Raw genomic sequence first — 20,365 nt, 5'->3', positions numbered from 1 at the left:
CGCGGGGCCGGACGGCGGGAACGCCGCGCGCGCCTCGCCCGCCGCTCGGCGCTCCGGCGCGACACTGAGCGCATGCTGCACTTCCGGATGATCGTGCCGAGCGGGCTCGCGACCGCCGTCGACCGGGTGCTCGACGCGCACCGCGAACACGTCTCCAACGTCATCCGGCTGCCCGGTGCCGGAGCCGAGCCGGCCGGCGACGTCGTGCTCTGCGACGTCGACCGGGTCGCCGCGAGCGAGCTCCTCGGCGAGCTGCACGCCGCCGGCCTCGACCGCTCGGGCTCGATCGCGATCGAGACCGTCGAGCTCACGCTCTCGCCGAGCGCCAAGCGCAGCGCGGCGAGCGTGTTCGGCGGCGAGGACGACGCCGTCGTCTGGCAGGAGGTCGAGGCGCGCGCGGGCGACGAGGTGCGGCTCACGGCGACCTTCCTCGTCTTCATGGCCGTCGCGACGATGATCGCGGCGGTCGGGGTCGTCAGCGACCAGCCGATCCTCATCGTCGGGGCGATGGTGGTGGGGCCGGACTTCGGCCCCCTCGCCGCGATGGCCGTGGGGATCGTCCGGCGCAGGTGGCGCGTCGTCGGGCGCTCGGCGGTGGCCATCCTCGTCGGCTACGCCTCGGCCATCGTCGTCGCGATGCTGTTCAGCCTCGTGATGGTGAGCTGGGGCGTGTTCCCGGCGGACCCGTTCGCGTTCTCGCATCCGGCCACCGAGTTCATCTGGACGCCGAACGTGCTGAGCTACATCGTCGGCTTCCTCGCGGGCATCGCCGGGGTGCTCTCGCTCACCTCGGCGAAGTCGGGGGCGCTCATCGGCGTGCTCATCTCGGTGACGACGGTGCCGGCGGCCGGGGCTGCGGCGCTCGCGCTCGCGGCGGGCGAGTGGCACACGCTCGGCACCTCGCTGCTGCAGCTCGTCGTGAACCTCGCCGCGATCGTCACCGGCGGCGTCGTGACCCTGTTCGTGCAGATCCGGGTGGTCCGCAGCGGGGTGCGCCGCGGCGAGCGGATCGGCAGCCGGGGCTGACACGGCCGAGCGCCGGCCCTCACGAGGAGAGCCGGCGCCCGGGTGTGCGGCGGTGCCGCGCGGTGCAGCGGGTCAGTCCGCCTTCGGCGGCGTGATCTGGATCAGCGCCGTCGTGTTGTCCTTCATCGGCTTCTTCAGCTTGATGACGGTGCCGTAGCCCACGCCGTCGTCGGCCGGGTTGCCCGAGCCGAACGGCCCGACCCCGGCGTCGACGCCGTCGTAGCCCGGCAGGCGGTTGCCCTCGAGGTCGTACAGCGGGGTGCTGTACTGCGCGTTGCCCACCGAGGGCACCACGGTCGAGGCGTCCCGGTCGCGGTAGAACAGCGCGCCGTCCGACTCGCGCAGCGCGAAGCCCGGCACCCAGCCCTGGTCGTCGGTGAAGGTGCTCACCGGGTCGAGGGCGGGGATGTCCGTGCAGTACTCGGCGAACGCGTCATCGACGATGCACTCCGTGAAGGGGTAGGTCTTCTGCACGCCGAAGGCGGCGTTCGAGGACTGCGCCCGCGAGGGCATCACGTTCAGCGTCGACGGGTCGAGGTCGGCGGCCGCTCCGGTCCGCTGCAGCGGATTGAAGTGGCTGTCGACGATGAGCAGGCCGCCCTTGGCGCCGTAGCTGGGCAGCGCCGCCTCGTTGGCCGTGATCATGTTCGAGTCGCCGTACGTCGTGTCCCGGTACCAGACGAGCATGCCGGGCGCGTTGTAGGCGAGCTTCTCGACCTTCCAGGCGCCCTCCTGGTACACGCTGTTGTACGCGTACTTCAGGCCCTGGTCGAAGCCGTCCATGTTCCGCCACTCGACGAGGTAGTACTGCGCCTTGACCGAGGTGCCGGTGTCCTGCCGCCAGCCGGGGCCGGTCGTCGTGGTGAACGAGGCCACCTCGGCGGTCCAGCCGTTGTCGCCCTGCTCGACGTCGTCGCTCCAGACGGTGTCGGCGCCGCTCGTGACCGAGAAGTCGTCGGCGAACCATCCGCGCTCCTGGAAGGCGGCGTCCGTCGCGAGCCGGAGGCGCAGCTGCACCGTCTGCCCGGCGTACGAGCTCAGGTCGACGTAGTCGTGGCGCCAGCCGCCGGTCGAACCGGTCAGGCCGTACTTCTTCGGCGTGCCCGCCCCGAAGTCGCTCAGCCGGCCGTTCGGGTCGGCGTAGCCGTCGGGCGTGGTGACCTCGGCGCCGGCCTCGTCGAAGACCTTCTGCTCGGTCCACGTCGCGCCGCCGTCGGTCGAGACCTCGACGAAGCCGAAGTCCCAGTCCTCCTCGATCACGAAGTCGTTCCACATCCAGAACTTCGGGTCGGTCGCGGGGACGTCGATCGTGCGGCCGAGGCGGAGGTCCGCCCAGTCCTGATCGGAGCCGGTGTACCACATGTTCTCGCCGCTGTGCGGGGTCGCGAGGGTCACCACCTTGTCGGGCAGGTTGACCTTCACGCCATCCTCGGAGCCCTTCAGCGGACGCGAGTTCTGGCCCACCTTGAACGTGTCGGGGTCGTCACCGGGGTTCATCTCGGCCGGGTCGACCCAGCCGAGCACGTACTTGTCCCAGAGGCCCATGTGCGTCGGCATCGACTGGAAGATGGGGCCCGCGTGCGAGCCGGAGCTCATCAGGTCCCAGAAGTCGACGTCGGAGTCGCCGGCGTTCGAGGTGTCGTACAGGTCGGGCAGGCCGAGGTCGTGGCCGTACTCGTGCGCGAACACGCCGACGCCCGAGTCCTCGGGCTGCACGATGTAGTTCGACAGCTTGAGGTCGGTGCCGGGGATCGGAGCGCCGCCCGCGACGGCGGAGGAGTGCGCCCAGATCGCGTACGTGCCCTCGGCACCGCCGCCGCCCGACTTGTCCTCACCCGCGTGCACGAGCACGACGTGGTCGATGACGCCGTCCGGCTCGAAGAGGTCGCCGTCGCCGTCGCGGTCGCCCTGGTCCTCGATGTCGTAGTCGGCCCAGGGGAAGTCGGGCTGCGCCGCGGACAGGGCCGCGACCGCGTCGATGGGCAGCTGGCCGGGGCCGAGCGGGTTGTCCGGGTGGCCCTGCATGTCCTGCATGGGGCCGGCCTCGTACACGCCCTCGTCGTTCTGGTGGCAGACCGTCGCGCCGTAGTAGGCCTCGGAGTGCGGCACCGTCACCCAGGCAGTCGCCTCACCCGTCACGGTGTAGGCGCCCTGCGACATCTCCTCGTACATGTTCTTCATCGTGTAGCCGGAGATGTCGATGCCCTTGCGACCGTCGGGCCCGCGGAGGTCCTTGCGGACGCGCTCCGTGATGCCCTTGTCGCTGAACAGCATCTTGTTGTAGTGCTCGCTCGAGAAGTCGGGCACCCACATCGAGTTGTTGTCCTCGAGCTCGTAATCGGCGGGGTTCGGGATGTTGTTGTGCAGCGGGCCGCTCTGCGGGGCGCCCGGCTTGCACTCGGTCGCGCCGAACTCGGTCGGCACGTACACGTCGCTGAAGTCGTCGACCACCGTGTCGTCGAACTCCACGAGGATCGTGAGGAGCTTCGCCTCCTGCGTCTCGTCGGCCTGCTTGTAGTTGGGCTTCTTGTGCTTGTTGCCCTTCCAGCCGTGGCCGTGTCCCTGTCCGCCGCGGTCCCACTTCAGTTCCTTCGGGCTCTTGCCGGTCTTGTTGGACTGGTCTTCGAGCTTGGCGAGGCCCTGCGCCGCGACCGGGTTGCCGGCCGCGTACTTCTCGTCGACGACCTTGGCCTGTTCGAGCGCGGACATGCCGCGGGCCGTGTCGTTCTTCGCCCCGTTCACGTCGACGACCACTTCGTCGTCGCCGAAGGCGACTTCCGCTCGCGGTGCGACGTAGTTCATGTAGTACTCGTCGTCACCGATCACCGGCGCGGACACGGGCGATGGCGACGCATTCGCTGGCGCGATGCTCAGGGTCGCCAACCCGGCGGCCGTGAGCGCGAGCACAGAGGTCGTCGCCACCACGCGCCGCGCGCGAGTGGAGTTTCCAGACATGCTTCTCCCTCCGAGCACCGACGCGTGGGTTCGTCGCGCCGGTGCGACTGGCACGCGTCGATCAGACGCGCGTACTCGGCATCATGCACCGTGTACCCCGTTTGGGGGAAGAGGGGAATTCCGATCCGGTGGCGGATCGCCGCCGTCGGGCCCGTGGCGAGGGGGCGATCGCGAGGATCTGCGATCTCGAGCGCCGCCGTTGCGGGATCTGCGTCGCGCGCTACGCTGACCGTGGCGCGGAGCCGCGCCGGATCGGGGGGATCAGGATGACTCGACCGCGAACGATGCGTTTCGACGTCCTCGCTTCGACGGGCTCAGCGAACCATTCGACGGGCTCAGCGAACCAGGGGCTTCGACGGGCTCAGCCGACCAGGCGGTTCGGGGCGCTGCTCGCCGCCGCCGCGCTCGCCGCGACGCTCGCCGGCTGCGCCGCGGGCGGCGGCACGGCGACGCCGAGCGCGAGCCCGCCCGCGAGCAGCGGCGCCTCGGTGCTGCCGCCCGTGATCGTCGACCTCGGCGCCGTCGACGGCACCGAGGTGGAGGTGCCCGTCGGCGGCACCGTCGACCTGGTCGGCGACGACGAGCACTTCCTCGCCTGGACGGCGGAGCTCTCCGACCCGGAGGTCGCCGAGTTCGTGCCGGGCAAAGACGACGGCTCGGCGCAGTTCAACCCGGGGCTCACCGCGCTCGCCGAGGGCGACACCGAGGTGACGCTGACGAACGACGAGTCGGGCGAGAAGCTCGAGTTCACGCTCGTGGTGGTGCCGGCGTCGTAGTCGCGCGGGTGCCTGCGCCAGCGCCCGTGCCCGTGCAAGCTCAGCCCAGCAGCAGCTTGCCGAGCTGGTCGCTCGAGTGCACGATCGCGAGGGCGTCGGCGGCCTCGGCGGGCGAGCCGTAGCCCCACTCGACGACGATCGTGGGCACGTCGTGCGCGGCGGCGCCGAGGATGTCGTAGCCGCGGTCGCCGACCATGACCGCGTGCGAGGCATCCACTCCGGCGTCGCCGAGCCGGCGCAGCGCCTCGGCGACGACGTCGGCCTTCGTGGTGCGCGACTCGTCCTCGCTCGCGCCGGTGATCGTCGTGAAGTAGTCGCTGAGCCCCGCGTGCTCGAGCACGGCGCGGGCGACCGCCTCGGGCTTCGAGGTGGCGAGGGCGACGGGGATGCCGGCGGCGTGCAGCCGCTCGAGCAGGCCGGCGATGCCGGGGAAGACGGGGGAGCGGATGGCCCGCTGGTTGTAGTGCGCGCGGTAGATGCCGAGCGCGTGCCTGGCCTGCTCGTCGTCGAGCCCCGCCGAGAGGCGGAGACTGTCGAGCAGCGGCGGGCCGACGTAGTCGCGCAGGGTCGCCTCGTCGGGCACGGGCAGTCCGACCGTGTCGAAGGCGTGGGCGAGGGAGCGGGTGATGTCTCCGGCGGAGTCGATGATCGTGCCGTCGAGGTCGAACAGCACGGCCGACCAGGTTCGGGTGGCGACGACGGGTGCCGGGGGGAGCAGCGTGTCAGAGGTCACCGTGACATCCTATGGGCGCGCACCTCGGCGAAAGCCGAGTGTCGCTCGGGTCCGGGCGGCGCCGCTCAGAACAGCCGCGCGTGCCCGCTGTCGACGCCGCGCATCTCGTCGTAGTCGAGCACGACGCAGCGGATGCCGCGGTCCTCGGCGAGGGTGCGCGCCTGCGGCTTGATCTCCTGGGCGGCGAAGACGCCGCGCACGGGGGCGAGCCGGGGATCGCGGTTCATCAGCTCGAGGTAGCGGGTGAGCTGCTCGACGCCGTCGATGTCGCCGCGGCGCTTGAGTTCGACGGCGACGCTCGCGCCCGCCTCGTCGGTGGCGAGGATGTCGACCGGGCCGATCGCGGTCATGTACTCGCGGCGGATCAGCGTGTAGCCGTCGCCGAGCCGTTCGATCTGCTCGGCGAGCAGCTGCTGCAGGTGGGCCTCGACGCCGTCCTTCTGCAGCCCGGGGTCGATGCCGAGCTCGTGCGCCGAGTCGTGCAGCACCTCGTGGATCTTCACGATGAGCCGGTCGGCGGTCTTCTTGTGCGTCACCGTCCAGACCTGGGTGATGCCGCCGGCGGCCTGCTCCTCGTCGGGCTCCGACTCGGCGAGCGTGCAGGGCGGGCTCATCCAGTTCAGCGGCTTGTAGCTGCCGCCGTCGGAGTGCACGAGCAGGCTGCCGTCGCCCTTGACCATGAGCAGGCGGGTCGCGAGCGGCAGATGGGCGGAGAGCCGGCCGGCGTAGTCGACGGAGCAGCGGGCGATGACGAGACGCACCGTTCGAGTGTACGCGGCCGTCGCGGCGGGCTCGCCGCTCGGCGCCGGGTCACGCGCGCAGGTACGTCACCACCACGACCCCGTTGTCGAAGCGCCGGGTGTCGACGAGCCGGAGCTGCTGGCGCACGCCGTCGGGCAGCGCCTTCGCGCCGCCGCCGAGCAGGCACGGCGCGACGTAGAGCGAGAGCTCGTCGACGATCCCCGCGCGCAGCGCCTCGGCCGCGAGCATCGCGCCGCCGACGAGCACGTCGGCCTCCGCGGTGCGGGCGAACTCCCGCACCGTCTGGGGGTCGAAGCTGCGCTCGAGCGTCGTGCGCGGGGTCGGCACCTCGTCGAGCGTCGCCGAGTAGACGACCTTGTCGGTCGCCCGCCAGATCTCCTGGAAGTCGGCTTCGACGGGGGAGAGCTCGGCGGGGTCGAAGTCCTCCCACACGCGCATGACCTCGTAGAGCCTGCGGCCGTAGAGGTGCGTGCCGACCGTGCGCATCCGGTCGTTGATGAACTGGTGCTGATCGGGACTCGGATCGCTGAAGTCGAAGCTGCCCTGCTCGTCGGTGATGTAGCCGTCGAGCGAGCAGTTCGTGGAGTAGAGCAGTGCGGCCATGGCGGTACCTCCTGCCGCACATGGTGCACCCCTCGGGCGGATGCCGCCAGAGCATACAGAGCCGATGCACCCGGAGCCGCGGTCGCCCGCTCATGGAATCCTGGAGCGATGCGCATCCTCGTCACCGGCTTCGAACCGTTCGGCTCGGATTCCGAGAACGCGAGCGGCGAGACCGTCGCACGGCTGCGCGAGCGCTGGAGCGACCCGGCGATCGAGCTCGTCACCGCGATCCTGCCGGTCTCGTTCGCGGGCGCGCCCGCGCGCCTCGTCGAGCTCCTGGCCGAGCACCGCCCCGATGCCGTGCTCGCGCTCGGCGAGGCCGGGCGGCGCGCAGCGGTCACCCCTGAGCGGGGCGCGCGGAACCTGATCGACGCGCGCATCCCCGACAACGACGGCGCGCAGCCGCGCGGGGTCCCGATCGACGACGGCCCCGAGCGCCGGGCGGCGCGCTTCGACGTCGACGCGATGGTCGACGCGATCCGTGCGGTCGGCGTCCGCGCCGAGGCATCCGACGACGCCGGCGGCTTCGTCTGCAACCGGATCGCCTACGAGCTCGCGCGCTCGGAGCTGCCGGGCGGGTTCCTGCACGTGCCGGCTGCGCGGAGCCGCGGCGTCGCCACGGTCGGCGCGGAGACCGGCGGTGCGGCCGGCGCTGCCGGCGCGACCGGCGCGAGGGCCCGTGCTGCCGCCGCCGCGCTCGGCTTCGACGAGCTCGCGCGCGCCGCGGAGGCGGCCGTGCGCTCGCTCGCCGAGGGCGTCGCGGCCCGCTAGCTGCGCGAGCGCTCGCGCGCCGCGGGAGCGAGGATGCCGGCGACGGCGGTGAGCGCCAGGATGACGAGCAGCGCGTTCAGCAGCCCGAAGTGCTCGCCGAGGAAGCCGATGAGCGGCGGCCCCGCGAGGAACGCGAAGTAGCCGATGATCGCGACCGCGCTCACCCGGGCGGCGGAGTTCACCGGGTCGTCGGCCGCGGCGGACATGCCGACCGGGAAGCCGAGCGAGCAGCCGACCGCCCAGAGCGCGGTGCCGACGACGATGACCCACGGCTCGGTGCCGAAGATGAACATCGAGATGCCGACGACCGCGGTCACCGAGAGCACGCGCAGCACGGGCACCCGTCCGAAGCGGTCGAGCAGCGGGCCGCCGAGCACGCGGGAGACCGTCATCGACACGGTGAAGACGCTGAACACGAGGGCGCCGGTCGTCGCGTCGAAGCCGTGGCCGTCGACGGCGGCGAGGGTGATCCAGTCGTTCGCGGAGCCCTCGGCGAAGGACATGCTGAGCATGATCGCGCCGATGAGGAGCAGGCGGGCGTCGGCCCAGACGGAGAGGCTCGCGCGCAGGCGCTCCCGCCACGGCGGCTTGGGGGCGCCGTGCTCCTTGGGGTCGCCGAGCTCGGCGCGGCGCGGCACGAAGCGCACGGCGATGACGACGGCGATCGCGATGAGCCCCGCGATGATGCCGAGGTGCGCGAGCACGGGCAGGCCGAGCCCGGCGGCCCCGGCGGCGAGCACGGCGCCGGCGACCGTGCCGAAGCTGAAGAAGGCGTGCATGAGCGGCATCAGCGTCTTGCCGATCTCGCGCTCGGCCTCGGCGCCCTCGACGTTCATCATGACGTCGACCGCGCCGTTGCCGAAGCCGAAGAAGGCGAGACCGACGACGATCGTGGCGACGGAGGGCACGAGCGAGCCGCCGATGCCGATGAGCACGAGGCCGACGGAGACGAGCAGCAGCATCGCGATCATGCCGGCGCGCGCGCCGAGGCGGGCGAGGAAGATCGGCGCGACGACGAGGCCGATGATCGAGCCGACCGACATGCCGAGGATGACGAGGCCGACGCCCTGCGTCGACAGCTCGGTGAAGTCGCGCACCGCGGGCAGCCGGGCGACCCAGCTCGCCATGCTGAGGCCGGACAGGAAGAAGATGGCGAAGACCGCGTTGCGCCAGGCCGCGAGGCCGCGGGGCGTGCGCCCGCGCTTGGGGGTGCGGGCGGAGGTTCCGCTCTCGTCTGGGGTGTCGGTCATCTCAAGCGCTTCGTCGTGGGTCGGCTGGGTCATCCGGTCGTCCTCGCGGTCGTCGTCGGCCCGAACGGCCGGGATGCCGCTCCCAGTCTGGCCGATGCGGGATGGTGGTGCGGAGGGGCGGGAGCACGGCGGGTCGGGGTCCAGTCCGACCCGCCGCGTCCCTCGAATCGATTCGACTCGAATCGATTCGACCACGATAGCGAGCGCGTCGTCCTCGTGCAAGGGCTCTGCCGCGCCCCGAGGCATCCGCGCTGCCGGCGCAGCGGACCGCGTCTCCTGAAACATCCGGCGCCACGTCGATACGATGGCTGAGGCATCCGGCGCACCCACCGGACCGACTCGCACGGACCGCCGCACCCAGCGGTTCCGTGCCCTGAACCACGATGGAGTTCCACATGAAGGCCCTGTTCAAAGCCGCGCCCGGTGCCGGATTCGAGTTCGTGGATCGGCCGGAGCCCGAGGTGGGACCGGCCGACGTGAAGATCCGGGTGCTGCGCACGGGCATCTGCGGCACGGACCTGCACATCGAGAAGTGGGACGACTGGGCCGCGTCGACCATCGCGACGCCGCTGATCCCCGGGCACGAGTTCTCGGGCGAGGTCGTCGAGGTCGGGCCGCTGGTGCACGACGTCGCCGTCGGCGATCTGGTCTCGGGCGAGGGGCACGTGGTGTGCGGCATGTGCCGCAACTGCCGTGCCGGCCGCCGGCAGATGTGCATCCGCACGCAGGGCGTGGGCCTGCACCGCGACGGCGCGTTCGCGGAGTACATCGTGATCCCCGGGCAGAACGTGTGGGTGCACCATTCCCCGGTCGACCCCGAGCTGGGCGCGATCTTCGACCCCTTCGGCAATGCGGTGCACACGGCGCTCGCCTTCGGCGTGGTCGGCGAGGACGTGCTCGTGACGGGCTGCGGGCCGATCGGGCTGATGTCGATCGCGGTCGCCCGGCACGTGGGCGCGCGCTTCGTGGTCGCGACGGATGTCTCGCCGGCGCGCCTCGAGCTCGCGCGCCGCATGGGCGCGGACGACGTGGTGGATGTGTCGAGGGAGCGGGTGCGCGAGGCGCAGGAGCGGCTCGGCATGCGCGAGGGCTTCGACGTCGGCTTCGAGATGAGCGGCTCGCCGAAGGCGCTGCCGGAGCTGCTCGAGAACATGAACCACGGCGGCCGGATCGCGATGCTGGGCCTGCCCGCCGAGCCGTACGCGATCGACTGGGGCAAGGTCGTGACGCACATGCTCACGCTGAAGGGCATCTACGGGCGCGAGATGTTCGAGACCTGGAACTCGATGTCCGCGATGCTGCAGACGAGCGAGCCGCTGCGCGAGGCCGTCGCGAGCGTGATCTCCGACCGCTTCCCCGCGCGCGAGTGGCGGGCGGCGTTCGACGTCGCCGCGTCCGCGGGCGCGGGCAAGGTCATCCTCGACTGGACCGAAGTATAGGAACGGGTGGAACGCACATGTACGGAGACGTGAAGGCGCAGCTGCGCGCCGAGCTCGACGAGATCGACGCCGCGGGGCTCACGAAGCGCGAGCGCGGCATCGTCGGACCCCAGTCGTCCGAGGTGGACATCGCCTCCGGCGGTGCCGACGGCATCGGGCTGCAGCGGGTGCTGAATTTCTGCGCGAACAACTACCTCGGCCTCGCCGACGACCCGCGCATCGTGGCGGCCGCGCACCGCGGCCTCGACGAGTGGGGCTACGGGATGGCGAGCGTGCGCTTCATCTGCGGCACGCAGACGCAGCACCTCGAGCTCGAGGCCCGGGTGAGCGAGTTCCTCGGCTACGACGACACCATCCTCTTCTCCTCCTGCTTCGACGCGAACGGCGGCGTCTTCGAGACGCTGTTCGGCCCGGACGACGCGATCATCTCCGACGCGCTGAACCACGCGTCGATCATCGACGGCATCCGCCTGTCCAAGGCCCGGCGCTACCGCTACGCGAACCGCGACCTCGCCGAGCTCGAACAGCGCCTCGTCGAGGCATCCGACGCGCGGCGCAAGGTGATCGTCACCGACGGCGTCTTCTCGATGGACGGCTTCATCGCGCCGCTCCGGGAGATCTGCGACCTCGCCGACCGCTACGGCGCGCTCGTCTTCGTCGACGACTCGCACGCCGTCGGCTTCGTCGGCGCGAACGGCCGCGGCACCCCCGAGCTGTGCGGCGTCGAGGGGCGGGTCGACATCACGACCGGCACCTTCGGCAAGGCGCTCGGCGGCGCCTCCGGCGGCTACGTCGCGGCCCGGCAGGAGATCGTCGATCTCCTGCGCCAGCGCGCCCGTCCGTACCTCTTCTCGAACACGCTCGCCCCGGCGATCGTCGCGGGCACGCTCGAGGCGCTCGCGCTGCTGTCGTCGTCGGGCGAGCTGCGCGAGCAGCTGCAGGCGAACGCGGCCCTGTTCCGTTCGCTGATGACCGAGGCGGGCTTCGAACTGCTGCCCGGCGAGCACCCGATCGTGCCGGTGATGTTCGGCGACGCGGCCCTCACCGCCCGCATCGCCGACGCGCTGCAGGCCCGGGGCGTGTACGTCACCGCGTTCTCCTACCCCGTGGTGCCGAAGGGCGAGGCGCGCATCCGCGTGCAGCTCTCGGCCGCGCACTCCGAGGACGAGATCCGCGCCTGCGTCGAGGCCTTCACCGCCGCGCGCGACGAGGTCGCCGCCGCCTGAGCCCGGGCACCCGCACTGACCGCGCCCGTCGCGAGTTGCACGACGAAACCGCCGCAGTGCCACCTCGGCTGGCGCCCCCGCGTTCTTGTCGTGCAACTCGCGGGGGTCGGGCGCAGGCGGGGTGGTGAGTGCACCGGGCGCGGCCGCTCGAATCGATTCGGGCGGCTCGCAGCCCCGGCCCCTAGACTCGGGGCATGACCGCCCGACCGACCCTCGCCGACGTGGCCGCCCGCGCCGGCGTCTCGGCGTCGACCGCGTCGCTCGCCTTCTCCGGTTCGGGCCCCGTGTCGGATGCCACGAAGGAGCGGGTGCTCGCCGCGGCCGCCGAGCTCGGCTACGCCGGACCCGACCCGAGGGCGCGCTCGCTGCGCCGCGGCCGCTCCGGCATCGTGGGGGTCGTGCTCGAGGAGCGGGTGCGCAGCGCCTTCCTCGACCCGGTGAAGATCCGCACCCTCGACGGCATCGCCGACGGCATCGCCCCGCTCGGCGCGGCGCTCCTGCTGCTGCCGTTCATCGGCGGCGAGTCTGAGGGCGCCACCATCGAGGACGCCCCGGTCGACGCCGTCGTGCTCATCGGCTGCAGCCCCCGGGTCGGGCACTCGCTCGAGATCCTGCGCCGCCGCGGCATCCCCACCGTGGCGATCGAGGGCGGTCCCACCGGCGACGATGTGCCCGACATCTCCATCGACAACCGCGACGCGACCCGGCGCGGGGCGGAGCACCTCGCGGAGCTCGGCCACCGCGACGTGGGCGTCGTGACGCTGGCCTTCGACGCGGAGCGCACGAGCGGTCCCGTCGACGCGGCCCTCGAGGCGCGGGCGACGACGCAGGTCACGATCGAACGTCTGCAGGGCGCGCGCGACGTGTTCCCCGAGGCGCCCGCGGTCGCCGCGGCGACGAGCTCGGTCGAGGATGGCCGCCTCGCCGCGCGCCTGCTGCTGGCGGATGCCTCGGGTCGGGTGCTCCCCGCCGAGCGCCGTCCGACGGCGATCATCGCGCAGAGCGACCTGCTCGCCGCCGGGGTGATCCTCGCTGCCGAGGAGCTCGGCCTCACGGTGCCGGGCGAGCTCAGCGTCGTCGGCTTCGACGGCATCCGCGTCGACGGCCTGCGGCACGACCTGACGACGCTCGACCAGCCCTCGACCGACAAGGGGCGCGCGGCCGGCGAGGCGGTGGTGCGGCTGCTCGCGGGCGAGCCCGCGGCCTCGCTCGCGTTCACGAGCACGCTGCACATCGGCGACACGACGGCGCCGCCGGCGCGCTGATCGCGCCGGTCCGCCCGGGCGCTACGCCACCCCGGTGACCATCCAGCGGCTGCCCCGCGCGCGCAGCGAGAGCGTGATCGCGCGCGCGGCGAGGTAGCCGAGGGCGAACGCCGCCATGAGCCACGCGAGCGCGGCGGCGCCGGGGGTGCCCGAGGCATCCGCCCACCAGACGGCGCCGAGCGCGAGCGGCGCGTAGGCCGCGAGGTTCACGAGGCCGGTCCAGGCGAGGTAGCGGGCGTCGCCCGCGCCGATGAGCACGCCGTCGAGCACGAAGACCAGTCCGCCGAGCGGCGCCGAGATGCCGAGTACGACGAGTGCGGGCGGCAGCAGCGCGGCGACCTCGGCCGAGGAGGTGAACAGCTGCGGCAGCACCCAGGCGGTCGAGACGACGAGCGCGCCGATGGCGACGCCCGAGCCGATGCCCCACTGCAGGCAGCGGCGCAGCACGAGCCGCACCTCGGCGACGTCGCCCGCGCCGAGCCCGCGGCCGACGAGCGCCTGCGCGGCGATCGCCAGGGCGTCGAGCGCGAAGCCGAGGGTGAAGTAGATCGAGATCGCCACCTGGTAGGCCGCGAGCTCGTCGGGCCCCAGGGCCGTCGCCGACCAGGTCGAGAGCAGCAGCGCCGCCCGCAGGCTCAGCGTGCGCAGGAACAGCCAACCGCTCGACGAGGCGCCGCCGAGGAGGCCGGCCCGGTGCGGACGCCAGCCCGCGCCCGCGCGCCGCGCGTGGCGGGAGACGACGATCAGGTAGACGGCGACCATGCCCCACTGCGCGACGACGGTGCCGACGGCCGAACCGGCGATGCCCCAGCCGGCCAGGTAGATGAAGACGAAGTTCAGCGCGATGTTCGCGGCGAAGCCGATGCCGGCGACCCAGAGCGGGGTGCGGGTGTCCTGCAGGCCACGGAGGAGGCCCGTCGCGGCGAACACGAGCAGCATCGCGGGCAGGCCCGCCATCGAGATGCCGAGGTAGCTGCGGGCGGCCTCGGCGACGGCCGCGTCGGCCCCGAACGCGCCGACGAGAGCGGGTGTCGCGGCCCAACCGGCGAGCCCGAGCAGGGCGCCGAGCCCGAGTGCGAGCCAGAGCCCGTCGATGCCCGCCTGCACCGCGCCGCGCTCGTCGCCCGCGCCGAGCCGTCGGGCGACGGCGGGGGTCGTCGCGTAGGCGAGGAAGATCATCAGCCCGATGATCGTCTGCAGCACCGCGCTGGCCAGGCCGAGGCCGGCGAGCGGGGTGGCGCCGAGGTGGCCGACCATGGCGGTGTCGGCGAGCAGGAACGCGGGCTCGGCGATGAGCGCGCCGAGCGCGGGCAGCGCGAGGCGCAGGATGTCGCGGTCGACGGAACGGCGTTGGGGCGTGGTGCTCATGTGCCCGTCGAGCCTACGGCCTGCCGCCGACGGGCCCGCCCCGGCTCGGCTCGGCTCGGCTCAGCCGCGCGACCTCACGCCTTGTCGACGATCTCCTTGCCGAGCGGGGCGAGCGAGATCGGGATCATCTTGAAGTCGGCGAGCCCGAGCGGGATGCCGATGATCGTGATGCAGAGCGCCACCCCGGACAGCACGTGCCCGATCGCGAGCCAGAGCCCGGCGAGCAGGAACCAGATCACGTTGCCGATGAACGCCCACGCGCCCGAGGTCGGCTTCGGCACGACCTCGCGGCCGAACGGCCAGAGCGCGTACCGCGCGATGCGGAACGAGGCGATGCCCCACGGGATCGTCACGATGAGCACGCACATGATCACCCCGGCCACGAGGTAGCCGAGGAACAGCCAGAACCCGGAGAGCACGAGCCAGATGACGTTGAGCACGGTGTTCATAGGGCCTCCATCTTCGCACCGGATCCGGCGACGAGTCTGGCGGGTGGCCGTCCCCGGCGACATGGATCCACGTCGCATCTTTCACGCGAATCGCGGGCCACCGTTCAGGCTTCGCCGCCTAGGCTGGAGCGCATGACCGACGACGGCACCCTCAGCTCCGGCATCGCGCTCGACGAACTCGACCCGGGCGTGCGCCCGCAGGACGATCTGTTCCGCCACGTCAACGGCAAGTGGATCGATCGCACCGAGATCCCGGCCGACAAGGCCCGCTTCGGCTCGTTCATCGAGTTGCACGAGGAGGCCGAGCGGGCGGTCCGCGAGATCATCGTCGAGGCGCAGGGGGCCGATCCCGGCACCGAGGAGCGCAAGGTCGGCGACCTCTTCGCGAGCTTCATGGACGAGCAGCACGCCGAGCTCCTCGGCGCCACGCCGATCGCCGGCCAGCTCGTCGAGGTGTCGCTCATCGGCGACGTGCCGAGCTTCCTCGAGACCCTCGGCCGCCTCGAGCGCCAGGGCGTCGCGGGCTTCGCGCAGCTCTTCGTCGACAACGACCCGGGCGACCCCGAGCGCTACCTCGTCTTCGTCGAGCAGGGCGGCATCGGCCTGCCCGACGAGAGCTACTTCCGCGAGGAGCGCTTCGCCGAGGTGCGCGAGGCGTACCGCTCGCACCTCGAGCGGATGTTCCGGCTCGCGAAGCTCGACGACGCGGCGGAGCGCGCGGCGCGGGTGTTCGAGCTCGAGACCGCGATCGCCGCGGTGCACTGGAGCAACGTCGACTCCCGCGACAGCGAGAAGACCTACAACCTGAAGAGCTGGGCGGATGCCGCGGCGCTCGCCTTCCCCGGCGCCGACCCGGCCTCGGCCGGGCTCGCCGTCTGGCGCGACGCGATGGGCGCCCCGGAGGCGGCCTTCGCCGAGCTCGTCGTCCGCCAGCCGAGCTTCGTCGAGGGGCTGGGCGCGCTGCTCACCGAGGAGCGCGTGCCGGCGTGGCGCGACTGGCTCGCGTGGCAGGTCGTGCGCGGGGCATCCCCCTACCTGTCGAAGGACTTCGTCGAGGCGAACTTCGACTTCTACGGCCGCACCCTCACCGGTACGCCGCAGCTCCGCGAGCGCTGGAAGCGCGGCGTCTCCCTCGTCGAGGGCGCGATGGGCGAGGCCGTCGGCCGCATCTACGTGGAGCGGCACTTCCCGCCTGCCGCGAAGGAGCAGATGGACGAGCTCGTCGGCTACCTCGTCGAGGCCTACCGCGAGTCCATCGTCGGCCTCGACTGGATGGGCGAGGAGACGAAGCGCAAGGCGCTCGACAAGCTCGCGAAGTTCACGCCGAAGATCGGCTTCCCCGTGAAGTGGCGCGACTACTCGAGCCTCGGCATCGAGCCCGGCGACCTCGTCGCGAACGTGCGGGCGACGGCGGAGTTCGAGTTCCGCCGCGAGCTCGGCAAGATCGGCAAGCCCATCGATCGCGACGAGTGGTTCATGACCCCGCAGACGATCAATGCGTACTACAACCCGGGCTTCAACGAGATCGTGTTCCCCGCGGCCATCCTGCAGTACCCCTTCTTCACGCCGGAGCGCGACGCGGCCGCCAACTACGGTGCGATCGGCGCGGTGATCGGGCACGAGATCGGCCACGGCTTCGACGACCAGGGCTCGAAGTACGACGGCGACGGGCGGCTCACCGACTGGTGGACGGCCGACGACCGCGCCGCCTTCGAGGAGCGCACCAGAGCGCTCATCGCCCAGTACGACGCGCTGGTCCCGGCGCAGCTCGCCGACGGCGGCGACGGCGGGGCGGATGCCTCGGGCGGGGCGGAGGCCGCCGAGGCGTCCGAGCTCCCGCACGTCAACGGCGCGCTCACCATCGGTGAGAACATCGGCGACCTCGGCGGCCTCGCGATCGCCTGGAAGGCGTACCTGCTCTCCCTCGGCGGCGCGGAGCCGCTGGTGATCGACGGGCTGAGCGGCGCCGAGCGCTTCTTCCTCTCCTGGGCGCAGGCCTGGCAGATGAAGGCGCGCGACGCGGAGGTGGTGCGGCTGCTCGCGATCGACCCGCACTCGCCGAACGAGTTCCGCTGCAACCAGATCGTCAGGAACATCGATGAGTTCTACACTGGCTTCGGAGTGACCCCCGACGACGCCCTCTGGCTCGACCCGGCCGAGCGGGTGACGATCTGGTAGTCCGCTCCACGGTCCCGGAAACCCGTGACCGGAACCCGCCCCACCAGATACCGTTGACCTCGAGCGTGCCGCGCCCCGCGGCGGGGGAGCGCCGAGCTCGTGAGCAGGAGTGTGCAAGCACCGTGGTGACCCCCTCGCAAGGCTCAGAGCGCAGAGCGCGCCATGCCGATGTCCGGCGAGGGAAGCACCGTACCGACGAGGCGAGCGAGGACTTCAGCCGGGGCTTCGACGCGCTCGGGGAGCTCGCGCTCGCCGGGGTGCAGGTGTCGGCGCGGGCGACCGACCTCGCCACCGGCCGGGTGCTCTTCTCGGTCGACGACCACGTCGTGATGCCGACCGCCTCGATCGGCAAGGTGCTGCTGCTCGTCGAGGTCGCCGCCCGGCTCGCCGAGAGCGAGACCGAGGCGCTCACCGTGCTCGACCGCGACGCGCGCGACGCCGTCGGCGATGCGGGCATCTGGCAGCACCTGCAGTCGCCCTCGCTGCCGATCGCCGATCTCGCCGCACTCATCGGCGCGACGAGCGACAACCTCGCCACGAACGTGCTGCTGCGCTACGTCGGGCTCGAGGCCGTGCGCGCCCGCACCGAGGCGCTCGGCCTCACGCGCACCGCGCTGCTCGATCTCGTGCGCGACCACCGCGGCCCCGACGACGCCCCGCAGCTCTCGATCGGCTCCGCGAAGGAGCTCACCTGGCTGTTCGCCTCGCTCGCGCGGGGCGAGATCGTCTCGCCCGAGGTGTCGCAGCGCGTCGTGGGCTGGCTGACGCTGAACACCGATCTGTCGATGGTGTCCGCGGCGTTCGGGCTCGATCCGCTCGCGCACCGGCGCCCCGATCACAGTGTGCTCCTGATGAACAAGACCGGCACCGACGGCGGCGTGCGCAGCGAGGTCGGCGTGCTGCGCGGCCCGCGTGCGAGCGTCGCGTTCGCCGTGTCGATGTACTACGCCGACACGCAGCTCTCGAGCCGCCTCGCGGTGCTCGACGGCATGCGGCAGGTCGGGCTCGACCTGCTGGAGTTCGTGCACTAAGGCGCCGCCGCCGCGGCATCCTCGCTTGCGTCGCCTGCTTCGGGGGTGTCCGCGACGCGCGCCCCTTCCCGCGCTGCCAGCCCAGTGATCCCGTGGAGCACGGCGCGCGCCGTCTCCGGGGCGCCGAGCACGCGGAAGTGGCCGGCGACCGGCACCTCGATGTTGCGCGCGCCGGGCAGCTCGCTGCCGTCGGGGATGTGCGGATCCCAGCGGCCGAAGACCGAGACGATGCGGGCGTCGACCTCGCGCGCCTCGCCGAGCGCGTGGATCGTGGCGTCGCCGGGGAGCAGTGCGAGGAGGCTGCGGTCGGCGAAGAAGAAGCGGGCGCGGCTGGAACCGCCGAACGGCGTGCTGATCGCGACGACGCCGAGCAGGCCGAGCTCGGCACCCGGGGTCGAACCGGTGGCGTCCGCTCGCTGCAGCTCGTCGACGAGGAGCTGCTTGCCGACGAGGCCGCCCTTGGAGTGCCCCACGATCACCCGGCCCGCCGGCGGCGCCGGCCGTCGGGCGAGCGCGCGGCCGAGGAGCTCGGCGGTCTCGGCGATGGCACGGCGGTTCGCCCCGAGGCCGTGCACGACGCGGACGCGGTGGCCCGCCCGGTGCAGGCGTTCGGCGAGCGGGCGCAGGAAGGTCCAGTGCTCGTAGATGCCCGGCAGCAGCACGACCTCGGGCAGGGCGGCATCCCCGCGCTGCCAGTGCCGCGCGTCCCGGCGATCGAACGGCGCCGCGAGGTGGCGCCACCCGGCGTAGAGGTAGTCGGCGGCCCACCAGCCCGCGGTGCGCCACCAGGGGACGTCCGCGTTCGTGTTCGTGTTCGCGTTCGCCTTCGCCCTCGGGCGAGTGTCGGGGCGCTGCCGGCGCCCGGTCGGCACGGGCTGGGCGACCGGATGCCCGACCGGTTCGCCGGCGGCGTGCGCCGCGACGAGCCGGGCGACCTCGGCGCCCGCGGTGATCATGGTCTCGTGGCCGCGTCCCGCGACCTCGACGAGGCGACCGTCGGGCAGGAGGGTGGTGACCAGCTCGGCCCAATCTCGCGGGGCGACCTGGTCGTGCTCGCCGCGGATGACGAGGGTGCGCGCCCGGATGCGTGGCAGCACGAGTTCGATGCGGTGGGCGAGCATGTCGGCGAGCTTCGCGAAGTACCAGCGGGGCCCGGCCTGGAAGTAGTAGCGGATGCCGAGCGCGAGCACCTTGAGGTGGCTGAAGGCGAGATCCTGGACGAGGCGGAGCGCCTGCATCGCGGCGGTGCGCTCCCGGCGATTGATCGTCGGCGCGATGAGCACGACGGCGGCGACGAGCTCGGGGCGCTGCGCCGCGGTCTCGGCGACGATCTGCGTGCCCATCGAGTGCCCGACGAGCACGACCGGCTCGCCCGGTGACTCGGCCGCGACCAGCTCCCCGAGGTAGGCGCCCGACGACGCCATGTCGAGCGACTCCTCGGGCTCCGGGGCGTCGCCGAAGCCGGGGAGGTCGAGCGCGAGCACCCGGCCGGAGCGCGCGAGCGTCTCGGCGAGGTCCGACCAGGTGCGGTGGCCCATGCCGACGCCGTGCACGAGCACGTACGTCGGGCCGCCGTCGATGCCGGTCTCGGTGATGACGGTTTCGTGGTCGCCCCGCCGGAAGCGTCGAATCGTCATGGTCGAAGTCTAGGCAGGCGAGTGCGGCGGGGAGGGGAGGGTGACGAGCGACGGGTGGATGGGGTAAGCGGGGTCGACAGCGCCGAGCTGGGCGTGGTTGGGCCGGCGCGGCTGGGCGGGCGTGGCCGGGCTGGGCGACGGGTGGGCTGGGCGTGGCGAAGCGGGGCGCGGCTGGGCTGGGCGTGGCGAAGCGGGGCGCGGCTGGGCTGGGCGTGGCGTGGCTCAGCGGGGCGGGTGCTCAGAAAGGTGCGGGCTCGGGGTAGCGCTCGGGCTCGGGTGAGCGCCGGCGCTCGGTGAAGTGTTGTGGCGGGGATTCGTGGGTGCTGCTCGGGTGCGAGGGCGACGCCTGGTGTGGAGATCGTGGAGGCGCCGGGTGTTGGGGTGGGTGCAGGTGTTGGGGTGTGGTGGTGGCGGTGTGGCCGGTGGGGGTGTGCCAGGTGATGGTGCCGTCGGGGGCGCGGGTGACCTGGAAGCGGGTGTGGTGTTTGAGGGTGTGGTCGGTGCGGCAGGTGGGGGCGAGGTTGGTGGTGTTGGTGGGGCCGCCTGCGGTCCAGGGGGTGAGGTGGTCGAGGTCGGTGTGGTGGGCGGGGCGGGTGCAGCCGGGTCTGGTGCAGGTGCCGTAGTGGTGGGTGAGCCAGCGGCGTTGTGCGGTGGTGGTGCGGTAGCGGGTGCGGTCCAGGGCGAGTGGGGCGGCGGTGATGGGGTCGGTGATCATGCGGAGGAAGGTGGGGGCGTGGGCGAAGAGGTGGCGGGCGGTGTCGTCGTCGATGGGGCCGACACCGTCGAGTTCGGCCGGCACGTACCCGGTGCCCGGGGTGCCGCTGGTGGTGTTGCGGGTGAGGGTGAGGGCGGGGATGGTGATGAGGATCTCGGTGCGTACGGCGGTGGGGGTTCCG

17 protein-coding genes are annotated in these 20,365 nt (G+C 72.5%); 8 read left to right on the top strand and 9 right to left on the bottom strand.

Annotation, left to right across the window (positions count from 1 at the left end):
- Positions 1-72 precede the first annotated feature (72 nt).
- A complete protein-coding gene (locus IEY71_RS17760; protein WP_189086723.1) occupies positions 73-1,026 on the top strand; it encodes a DUF389 domain-containing protein in 954 nt (317 codons plus the stop codon).
- A gap of 72 nt (positions 1,027-1,098) precedes the next feature.
- On the opposite strand, the gene IEY71_RS17755 is transcribed toward IEY71_RS17760, so the two are convergent.
- Positions 1,099-3,864 carry an immune inhibitor A domain-containing protein gene (locus tag IEY71_RS17755; RefSeq protein WP_229781847.1) on the bottom strand — a complete coding sequence of 922 codons (2,766 nt, stop codon included), beginning with the start codon at positions 3,862-3,864 and terminating at the stop codon, positions 1,099-1,101.
- Between the two features lie 401 nt (positions 3,865-4,265).
- Between IEY71_RS17755 and IEY71_RS17750 the strand changes: the two genes are divergently transcribed.
- Positions 4,266-4,757 (top strand): hypothetical protein, encoded by a 492-nt coding sequence (locus tag IEY71_RS17750; protein WP_189086721.1) that lies wholly within the window; start codon positions 4,266-4,268, stop codon positions 4,755-4,757.
- Between the two features lie 40 nt (positions 4,758-4,797).
- Here IEY71_RS17750 and IEY71_RS17745 read toward each other — a convergent pair whose 3' ends face one another.
- The 3 genes from IEY71_RS17745 to IEY71_RS17735 all read right to left on the bottom strand — a co-directional run bounded on the left by IEY71_RS17745 (position 4,798) and on the right by IEY71_RS17735 (position 6,855).
- Positions 4,798-5,490 (bottom strand): HAD hydrolase-like protein, encoded by a 693-nt coding sequence (locus IEY71_RS17745; RefSeq protein ID WP_229781846.1) that lies wholly within the window; start codon positions 5,488-5,490, stop codon positions 4,798-4,800.
- 65 nt (positions 5,491-5,555) lie between these two features.
- Positions 5,556-6,251, bottom strand: a complete 696-nt coding sequence (gene nucS / locus IEY71_RS17740; RefSeq protein ID WP_189086720.1) for an endonuclease NucS — start codon at positions 6,249-6,251, stop codon at positions 5,556-5,558.
- A gap of 49 nt (positions 6,252-6,300) precedes the next feature.
- A complete protein-coding gene (locus IEY71_RS17735; RefSeq protein ID WP_189086719.1) occupies positions 6,301-6,855 on the bottom strand; it encodes a dihydrofolate reductase family protein in 555 nt (184 codons plus the stop codon).
- A gap of 108 nt (positions 6,856-6,963) precedes the next feature.
- Between IEY71_RS17735 and IEY71_RS17730 the strand changes: the two genes are divergently transcribed.
- On the top strand, positions 6,964-7,626 hold the full coding sequence (locus IEY71_RS17730) for a pyroglutamyl-peptidase I (protein ID WP_189086718.1): 663 nt from the start codon (positions 6,964-6,966) through the stop codon (positions 7,624-7,626).
- Here the strand turns inward: IEY71_RS17730 and IEY71_RS17725 are convergent.
- Positions 7,623-8,876 (bottom strand): MFS transporter, encoded by a 1,254-nt coding sequence (locus IEY71_RS17725; protein ID WP_189086717.1) that lies wholly within the window; start codon positions 8,874-8,876, stop codon positions 7,623-7,625. The genes IEY71_RS17730 and IEY71_RS17725 overlap by 4 nt on opposite strands.
- 395 nt (positions 8,877-9,271) lie before the next feature.
- On the opposite strand from IEY71_RS17725, the gene tdh reads away from it, so the two are divergent.
- The 3 genes from tdh (at position 9,272) to IEY71_RS17710 (ending at position 12,806) form a co-directional block, all read left to right on the top strand.
- Positions 9,272-10,315: an L-threonine 3-dehydrogenase gene (tdh, locus tag IEY71_RS17720; RefSeq protein WP_189086716.1), complete on the top strand. Its 1,044-nt coding sequence runs from the start codon at positions 9,272-9,274 to the stop codon at positions 10,313-10,315.
- Positions 10,316-10,332: 17 nt separating this feature from the next.
- Positions 10,333-11,541 carry a glycine C-acetyltransferase gene (locus tag IEY71_RS17715; protein WP_189086715.1) on the top strand — a complete coding sequence of 403 codons (1,209 nt, stop codon included), beginning with the start codon at positions 10,333-10,335 and terminating at the stop codon, positions 11,539-11,541.
- Positions 11,542-11,735: 194 nt separating this feature from the next.
- Complete coding sequence (locus tag IEY71_RS17710; protein WP_189086714.1) at positions 11,736-12,806, top strand: LacI family DNA-binding transcriptional regulator; 1,071 nt, start codon at positions 11,736-11,738, stop codon at positions 12,804-12,806.
- Positions 12,807-12,827: 21 nt separating this feature from the next.
- Here the strand turns inward: IEY71_RS17710 and IEY71_RS17705 are convergent, their stop codons facing one another.
- Entirely contained in the window at positions 12,828-14,174 is a 1,347-nt protein-coding gene (locus IEY71_RS17705; protein ID WP_189086713.1) for an MATE family efflux transporter, read from the bottom strand.
- Positions 14,175-14,248: 74 nt separating this feature from the next.
- Positions 14,249-14,623: a YccF domain-containing protein gene (locus IEY71_RS17700; RefSeq protein ID WP_189086712.1), complete on the bottom strand. Its 375-nt coding sequence runs from the start codon at positions 14,621-14,623 to the stop codon at positions 14,249-14,251.
- 132 nt (positions 14,624-14,755) lie between these two features.
- Between IEY71_RS17700 and IEY71_RS17695 the strand changes: the two genes are divergently transcribed.
- Entirely contained in the window at positions 14,756-16,801 is a 2,046-nt protein-coding gene (locus IEY71_RS17695) for a M13 family metallopeptidase (protein WP_189086711.1), read from the top strand.
- A 125-nt stretch (positions 16,802-16,926) separates the two neighbouring features.
- Positions 16,927-17,832, top strand: coding sequence for a serine hydrolase (locus IEY71_RS17690; RefSeq protein WP_229781845.1), 906 nt, complete (start codon positions 16,927-16,929; stop codon positions 17,830-17,832).
- Here the strand turns inward: IEY71_RS17690 and IEY71_RS18480 are convergent.
- Together IEY71_RS18480 and IEY71_RS17680 are read right to left on the bottom strand one after the other, a co-directional pair.
- Positions 17,829-19,469, bottom strand: coding sequence for an alpha/beta fold hydrolase (locus tag IEY71_RS18480; protein WP_229781844.1), 1,641 nt, complete (start codon positions 19,467-19,469; stop codon positions 17,829-17,831). The genes IEY71_RS17690 and IEY71_RS18480 overlap by 4 nt on opposite strands.
- 238 nt (positions 19,470-19,707) lie before the next feature.
- Positions 19,708-20,365: HNH endonuclease signature motif containing protein (locus IEY71_RS17680; protein ID WP_189086709.1), on the bottom strand; the 658-nt coding region annotated here is incomplete at its 5' end.

Source organism: Agromyces mediolanus (assembly GCF_014648575.1).
Taxonomy (GTDB): Bacteria; Actinomycetota; Actinomycetes; order Actinomycetales; family Microbacteriaceae; genus Agromyces; species Agromyces mediolanus.
This window is presented reverse-complemented; position numbering and strand designations above follow the sequence as displayed.